At 71.0% G+C, this 6,286-nt stretch carries 7 protein-coding genes; 4 read left to right on the top strand and 3 right to left on the bottom strand.

Going from position 1 to position 6,286, the window contains the following annotated elements; genetic code table 11:
- Window positions 1-111: 111 nt before the first annotated feature.
- Together AB0P41_RS18035 and AB0P41_RS18030 are read right to left on the bottom strand one after the other, a co-directional pair.
- Entirely contained in the window at window positions 112-657 is a 546-nt protein-coding gene (locus AB0P41_RS18035) for an NUDIX hydrolase (protein WP_356716836.1), read from the bottom strand.
- On the bottom strand, window positions 654-2,105 hold the full coding sequence (locus AB0P41_RS18030; RefSeq protein ID WP_356716834.1) for a zinc-dependent metalloprotease: 1,452 nt from the start codon (window positions 2,103-2,105) through the stop codon (window positions 654-656). Before AB0P41_RS18030 ends, AB0P41_RS18035 begins: the two co-directional genes overlap by 4 nt.
- Window positions 2,106-2,296: 191 nt before the next feature.
- Between AB0P41_RS18030 and AB0P41_RS18025 the strand changes: the two genes are divergently transcribed.
- The 4 genes from AB0P41_RS18025 (at window position 2,297) to AB0P41_RS18010 (ending at window position 5,607) form a co-directional block, all read left to right on the top strand.
- Window positions 2,297-3,439, top strand: coding sequence for an SDR family oxidoreductase (locus AB0P41_RS18025; protein WP_356716832.1), 1,143 nt, complete (start codon window positions 2,297-2,299; stop codon window positions 3,437-3,439).
- A 128-nt stretch (window positions 3,440-3,567) separates the two neighbouring features.
- Window positions 3,568-4,029: a molybdenum cofactor biosynthesis protein MoaE gene (locus tag AB0P41_RS18020; RefSeq protein ID WP_356716830.1), complete on the top strand. Its 462-nt coding sequence runs from the start codon at window positions 3,568-3,570 to the stop codon at window positions 4,027-4,029.
- Between the two features lie 127 nt (window positions 4,030-4,156).
- On the top strand, window positions 4,157-4,327 hold the full coding sequence (locus tag AB0P41_RS18015) for a hypothetical protein (protein WP_365932820.1): 171 nt from the start codon (window positions 4,157-4,159) through the stop codon (window positions 4,325-4,327).
- Between the two features lie 173 nt (window positions 4,328-4,500).
- Window positions 4,501-5,607 (top strand): PDZ domain-containing protein, encoded by a 1,107-nt coding sequence (locus AB0P41_RS18010; RefSeq protein ID WP_365932818.1) that lies wholly within the window; start codon window positions 4,501-4,503, stop codon window positions 5,605-5,607.
- Between the two features lie 69 nt (window positions 5,608-5,676).
- On the opposite strand, the gene AB0P41_RS18005 is transcribed toward AB0P41_RS18010, so the two are convergent.
- Complete coding sequence (locus AB0P41_RS18005; RefSeq protein ID WP_356716826.1) at window positions 5,677-6,246, bottom strand: PPA1309 family protein; 570 nt, start codon at window positions 6,244-6,246, stop codon at window positions 5,677-5,679.
- Window positions 6,247-6,286: the final 40 nt, after the last annotated feature.

The following is a 6,286-nucleotide window of genomic DNA, read 5'->3' as shown; positions in this document are numbered from 1 at the left end:
CCACCCACCACCCACACCCACCCCACCCCCCCCCCCCCCGGGGGGGGGGGGTGGGGGGGCCCGGGGGGGGGGGGGGGCCCCCCCGCGCCCCCCCCCCCCCTCACCCGTTCTCTAGCGGCCTTGTTCCAACCGCGTGCGGGTGCTCGCCAGCAACCGCTCGACCGAGGCGTCCGCCACCCGGGGCACCTCGTCGTAGGGGAACCAGCGCAGATCCAGGGACTCCTCGCTGATCCGCTCCACCGCCCCGGCCGACGCCGTCGCCGCGTACTGCACGTCGAGGTGCCAGTGGCAGGGCGCCGGGATGGGATGCCGGTCCAGCCGCACGGGCCCGCCGGGCAGCAGGGTGAGCCCGGGGATCCCTGACTCCTCCGTGGCCTCCCGCAGGGCCGCCGCCTCAAGAGTGGTGTCCTGGGGCTCGCAGTGCCCGCCCATCTGCAGCCACATCCGCAGCTTCCTGTGCAGCGTCAGCAGGACCCTGCCGCGCTCCGGGTCGACGACCAGAGCGCTGGCCGTCAGATGCCCCGCCCCGCACGCCTTCCACATGCCGTCAGGATGCCCGGCCAGGTGGTCCAGGTACGTCCGGCGCAGCCCGGCCTGCTCCGTGCCGCCGCCGGCGTAACCCTCGAGTACCGAAACCGCGTCGTCGTGCAGGCTCACCGTCCGGAATCGTCCTTGCCGTCGCTCTTCGGGTCGTCGTCGCCGGGCCCGTCCTTGTCCTGCTCCTCGGACGTGGGTTTCTGCGGGCCCTTCGCCGCTTCGCCGAGCATCTTGTCCAGCTCGGAGAAGTCCAGCTGCTCGTGGTGGACGAAGCCGTCAGGGTCGTCCAGGTCACGGGCCGTCGGCAGCATGTCCGGGTGCTCCCACAGGCCGTCACGGCCGTCGACGCCCCGGGCGTCGGTGAGCGAGGCCCACAGCCGCGAGGCGTCCCGCAGCCGGCGCGGGCGCAGCTGGAGCCCGATGAGCGTGGCGAAGGTCTGCTCGGCGGGACCGCCGGAGGCCCGGCGCCTGCGCATCGTCTCGCGCAGCGCGTCCGCCGAGGTCAGCCGTGACTTCGCGGCCTCGTGCACCACGGCGTCCACCCAGCCCTCGACGAGGGCGAGAGCGGTCTCCAGACGGGCCAGCGACGCCTTCTGCTCCGGGGTGTCCTCCGGCTGGAACATGCCCTGCTGAAGAGCGTCCTGCAGCTGCTCGGGCTGCGACGGGTCGAACTGGCCGACGACGTCCTCCAGCTTGCTGGTGTCGACCTTGATGCCGCGCGCATAGGCCTCGACCGCGCCGAACAGGTGCGAGCGCAGCCACGGGACATGGGCGAAGAGCCGCTGGTGGGCAGCCTCGCGCAGTGCCAGGTACAGCCGCACCTCGTCCTGGGGCACGCTCAGGTCCTTGCCGAACCGCTCGACGTTCAGCGGAAGCAGCGCCGCCTTGCCGGCCGGCGCCAGCGGGAGGCCGATGTCGGTCGAACCGACGACCTCGCCGGCGAGCACGCCGACGGCCTGCCCGATCTGCTGGCCGAACATGGCGCCGCCCATGGACCGCATCATGCCGATCAGCGGGCCGGCCATGGCCTGCATCTCCTCCGGCAGGACATCGCCCATCGCCAGTCCGACGCGCTCGGCCACCGGGTCCACCAGCTGCTGCCAGGCCGGCAGCGAGGCCTCGACCCACTCGGCGCGGCTCCACGCCACCGTCGAGACGGAACCCGAGGGCAGCGACGTCACACCGTCGAGCCAGAGGTCGGCGAGACGCAGCGCCTCGTCGACGGAGGACCGCTCCGCAGGGCCGACGCTCGCGTCCTTGCTGCCGTCCGTGGTGCCCTGCGACACCGTCTGGCGGGCGATCTGCTTGGCCATGTCCCAGTTGACCGGGCCGCCCTCGTAACTCAGCATCTGGCCGAGCTGCTGGAAGGCGGCACCCAGGTCGTTCGGGTTCATCGAGCCGAACATCGCGGCGAACGGGTTGTCCCCGCCCGCGCCGGGCGGGAAACCGAACGGGTTCGCCGGCCCGCCCGAGCCCTGCCCAGCACCGGTGGGGTCCTTCTTCTTGCCTTCGTCGCCGTCTTCCGGCTCCTCCGGCGGAAGGCCGAATCCGAATGGGGTGTCACTCACGGGTTTCCTCGGCTCGTAGGGCCGCCGGCTCGAACCGACGGCGACTGCCCGACATCACCATCCAGCGTAGACACCGAAGACCGCTCGGGCCCTCAGTGCTCCGCCGGCTCCCGGCCTGCGGCAGGATGGACGCCACCTGGTACGTACGCGTCATTCGGGTACGTACTGAAGACAACCGCTGGAGACGCCCGGTGAGTTCCCCAGATCCGCAGGTTCGCGCAGCGCGAAACCTGGCCGACCCCACGACCGAAAGCAAGCCCACGAAAAATCTTCCCCGGAAGCGCGGCCCCGTCGTCGCGGTCACCGGTGCCGCGTCCGGCGTCGGTGAGCTGCTCACCGCGCATCTTGCCGCATCGGACGAGATCAAGCAGGTCATCGCCATCGACGAGCGCCGGGGGGACGTCTCCGAAGCGACGTGGCACATCCTGGACGTACGGGACCCCGCCATCGCCGAGAAGCTGCGCGGCGCGGACGTCGTCGTGCACATGGCGCTCGACCTCGACCTGGAGACGGATCCCGCCGCACGCACCGCGTACAACGTCCGTGGTACCCAGACCGTGCTGACGGCGGCGGCGGCCGTGGGTGTCCACCGGGTGGTGCTCTGCACCTCGGCGATGGTCTACGGCGCTCTGCCCGACAACGACATCCCCCTCGCCGAGGACGCGGAACTGCGGGCCACGGCGGAGGCCACCGGCGTCGGCGACCTGCTGGAGATCGAACGGCTCGGCCGCCGCGCGCCCCGCGCCCACCCCGGCCTCAACGTCACGGTCGTACGGCCCACGGTCCTGGTCGGCGGTACGGACACGGCGCTCACCCGGTACTTCGAGTCCCCCAGGCTCCTCGTCGTCGCCGGCTCACGCCCGGCCTGGCAGTTCTGCCACGTCGACGACCTGGTCAGTGCCCTGGAGTACGCGGCTCTCGAAAAGATCGATGGAGAGTTCGCGGTCGGCTGCGACGGCTGGCTCGAACAGCAAGAGGTGGAGGAGCTCTCCGGAGTGCGCCGTATGGAGCTGCCGTCCGCCGTCGCCCTCGGCGCGGCCGCCCGCCTCCACCGGATCGGTCTCACCCCGTCACCCGCGGGTGATCTCGCGTACACCATGCACCCCTGGGTGGTCAGTGTGAGTCGGCTCCACGACGCGGGATGGCGCCCGAGGTGGACCAACGAGGAGGTCCTCGCAGCGCTCCTGGAAGAGGTCGAGGGACGGCACACCGTCGCCGGACGGCGGCTCGGCCGCAAGGACGCCACCGCAGCCGGTGCCGCTGGAGCGACCGTCGCGCTGCTCGGTACGGCGGCGCTGGTCCGGCGGGCCCGCAAGGCGCGCCGGCGCTTCTAGGAGGCGGACGGCCCGGGTCGGCCCGTCCGCCGGGAAAGGCCGCCTGGTAGGAGGCTCCAAGCGGGCCGGCGCGCCACCGGTCGAAAACGCTATTCCGCGATGTGCCCGCCGTGCGGCACGATGGGCCCATGGCACGCACCCACGACCACCCCGGCGAGCAGGCCGCTCAGGACCCCATCCGGCTCCTGGACATCCGTGAGACACCGCTGTCCGTCGACGAGATCTTCCGCGCGGTCGGGGACGACGCCGCGGGAGGCATGGCGCTCTTCGTCGGCACGGTGCGCAACCACGACGACGGGCAGGACGTCGGCTCCCTCGGATACTCCTGCCACCCGACCGCCGGCGACGAGCTCCGCCGGGTGGCCGAGAAGGTGGTGGCCGAGTACCCGGTACGGGCCCTGGCCGCCGTCCACCGGGTGGGTGAACTGGGTGTGGGCGATCTGGCGGTGGTCGTCGCCGTGTCCTGCGCCCATCGGGGTGAGGCCTTCGATGCCTGCCGCAAGCTGATCGACGACCTGAAGCACGAGGTCCCGATCTGGAAGCACCAGCGTTTCTCCGACGGCACGGAGGAGTGGGTCGGCGCCTGCTGAGCGCAAACCGCCCCAGGGGGGATCAGCCCCGATTTGCGTAACCGCACCCCTGCCGTGAGCGTTGGTCCTGCAGGTGGTTAATCTTCTGATCGTCAGTTGCGGTCGCTCATGGGGTAGGGAGGTCGTGATGGCAGCACTCGCTTGGCTCTTGATTCCGCTTATAGCTGCTCTTGGCGCGGCGATATGGGGAGGGTGGGCAGCCCGCAATCGAACGACCGGCGACGTCACCGAACTCGCCGGTTACGCCAGGTTCCGTGAGGCGATGGAGAAATCGCACTCCGGTTCCGAGGTCGTCTGAGACTCCGCAGCTGTACGCAGTTGCCAATCCGCACCGCACCCGCTCCCCTTGGGCGCAGTCCGCGCAGCGAGCGAATCCGCGCTCCCCCCGACCTTCCGGATCTCATCCGCCGTCCGCCTCGTACGGACCGGCCCCGACGGTGCACTGACAGGCCGTTCCCGTACTGTCGTTCCATGCCACGCCGCACCGCGACGATGCTCGCCTCCACCCTCATCCTCATCGCGCTGCTCTGCGCAGGCGTGCTGATCCGTGTGCCGTACTCGGAGATGTCCCCCGGCCCGACCGTGAACACGCTGGGCGACGCGCGTGGTGAGCCGGTACTGCACATCAGCGGGCACAAGACGTATCCCACGTCCGGGCACCTCAACATGACGACGGTGCGCGTCACCGGTGCGGACTACGACATGAACATCGTGGAGGCCGTCTACGGCTGGCTGGCCCATGACAGCGTGGTCGTGCCCCACGACACCCTCTACCCGGACGGGAAGACCGAGGAGCAGTCGACGCAGGAGAACGCCGAGGAGTTCAGCCAGTCCCAGGAGAGCGCGAAGGTCGCCGCCCTGGAGGAGCTGAAGATCCCCGTCACCTCCCGCGTGGTGGTCTCCACGGTCGTCAAGGACAGCGCCGCGGAGGGCGTGCTGCACGCGGGCGACGTGATCAAGGCGGTCGACGGCAAGGCGGTCGAACAGCCGGAGGACGTCGCGAAGCTCGTCACGAAGCACAAGCCGGGCGAGGACGTCGTCTTCTCGGTGATCCCGGCCAGGACCGCCGCCGCGGCCGAGAAGGCGGGCAAGGAGCCCGAGGGCTCCCACGACGTCACCCTGACCACGCGGAAGGCGCCCGAGGACCCCTCGAACCCGTCGGAGGACCGGGCGATCGTGGGGATCCAGGCAGGGACGGACCACACCTTCCCGTTCGAGATCGACATTAAGCTGGCCGATGTCGGCGGCCCTAGCGCCGGACTGATGTTCTCGCTCGGCATCATCGACAAGCTGACGCCCGACAAGCTGACGGGCGGCAAGTTCATCGCCGGCACCGGCACCATCGACGACGACGGCAAGGTCGGCCCCATCGGCGGGATCAACATGAAGCTGGTCGGCGCGCGCGACGCGGGCGCCCGGTACTTCCTGACGCCGGACGACAACTGCTCCGCAGCGGCCTCCGACACCCCGGACAACCTCACCCTGGTTCGGGTGAAGACCCTCCACGACGCCAAGAAGTCCCTGGAGAAGATCCAGGCGGGGGACACGGCCGGCCTGCCGAGCTGCTCGAAGGGCTGAGAAGCCGCGGGCGGCCCCGGACTGGCTGGAGGCCACCCGCGTCTCCGAGGCCGGCCCCCGCCGGAGACGTCAGGACTCGAAGGTGGCCGCGAGCGCCTCGGCCAGTCCCGGAACCAGTCCCGCGCCGGTCAGGACCTCGGTCGGGGAGTCCTTCTCCCGCAGGCGCACGGCGGAGTCCCGCGCGCCGTCCCGCAGCACCGCCACGGTCATCCGCACCTCCTGCCGGTCGGGGTGCTCGGCGACCCACTTGGTCAGCTGTGCGTCGGACAGTCCGTCCGGTACCGACGCCTCCGCCGAGGGCGGCAGCATCAGCCGTTCGACGGTCATGGCGCAGCCGACCACGGCGTCGGGCCAGGCGATCGTGGCGAGGAACTCGTCCAGGGCGGTGCCGTCGGGCAGCTCCTCCTGCTCGACGGGGGTGAGCGTGGCGGTCGTGGAAGCGGAGTCGTCGAGGCCGAGCTGGGCGGCGAGGCCCGGCTCGTGGGCGCGCAGCCTGGCGGTGTCGACGAGGGCGAACAACCGGGCCGGCTGGTCCCAGCCGAGGCCGGCGGCGTAGGCGTCGATTTCGAGGACGGCGACGGTGAGGGGACTCGCGGCCATCGGAGGGCCTGAGGGGGAAACGTTGGGCATACCCAACATCCTGCCTCCTTCTGCCCCGGGAACGGGAACTAGGTAAAGC

It is taken from the genome of Streptomyces sp. NPDC079167, assembly GCF_040686735.1.
Classification (GTDB): Bacteria; Actinomycetota; Actinomycetes; order Streptomycetales; family Streptomycetaceae; genus Streptomyces.
Note: the sequence above shows the minus strand (reverse complement) of the source record. Positions and strands in the feature narration are given on the sequence as shown.

Coding starts and splice junctions, on each gene's coding strand:
- AB0P41_RS18010 (WP_365932818.1), top strand. CDS start 4,501: ATGCCACGCCGCACCGCGACGATGCTCGCCTCCACCCTCATCCTCATC.
- AB0P41_RS18020 (WP_356716830.1), top strand. CDS start 3,568: ATGGCACGCACCCACGACCACCCCGGCGAGCAGGCCGCTCAGGACCCC.
- AB0P41_RS18015 (WP_365932820.1), top strand. CDS start 4,157: ATGGCAGCACTCGCTTGGCTCTTGATTCCGCTTATAGCTGCTCTTGGC.
- AB0P41_RS18005 (WP_356716826.1), bottom strand. CDS start 6,246: ATGTTGGGTATGCCCAACGTTTCCCCCTCAGGCCCTCCGATGGCCGCG.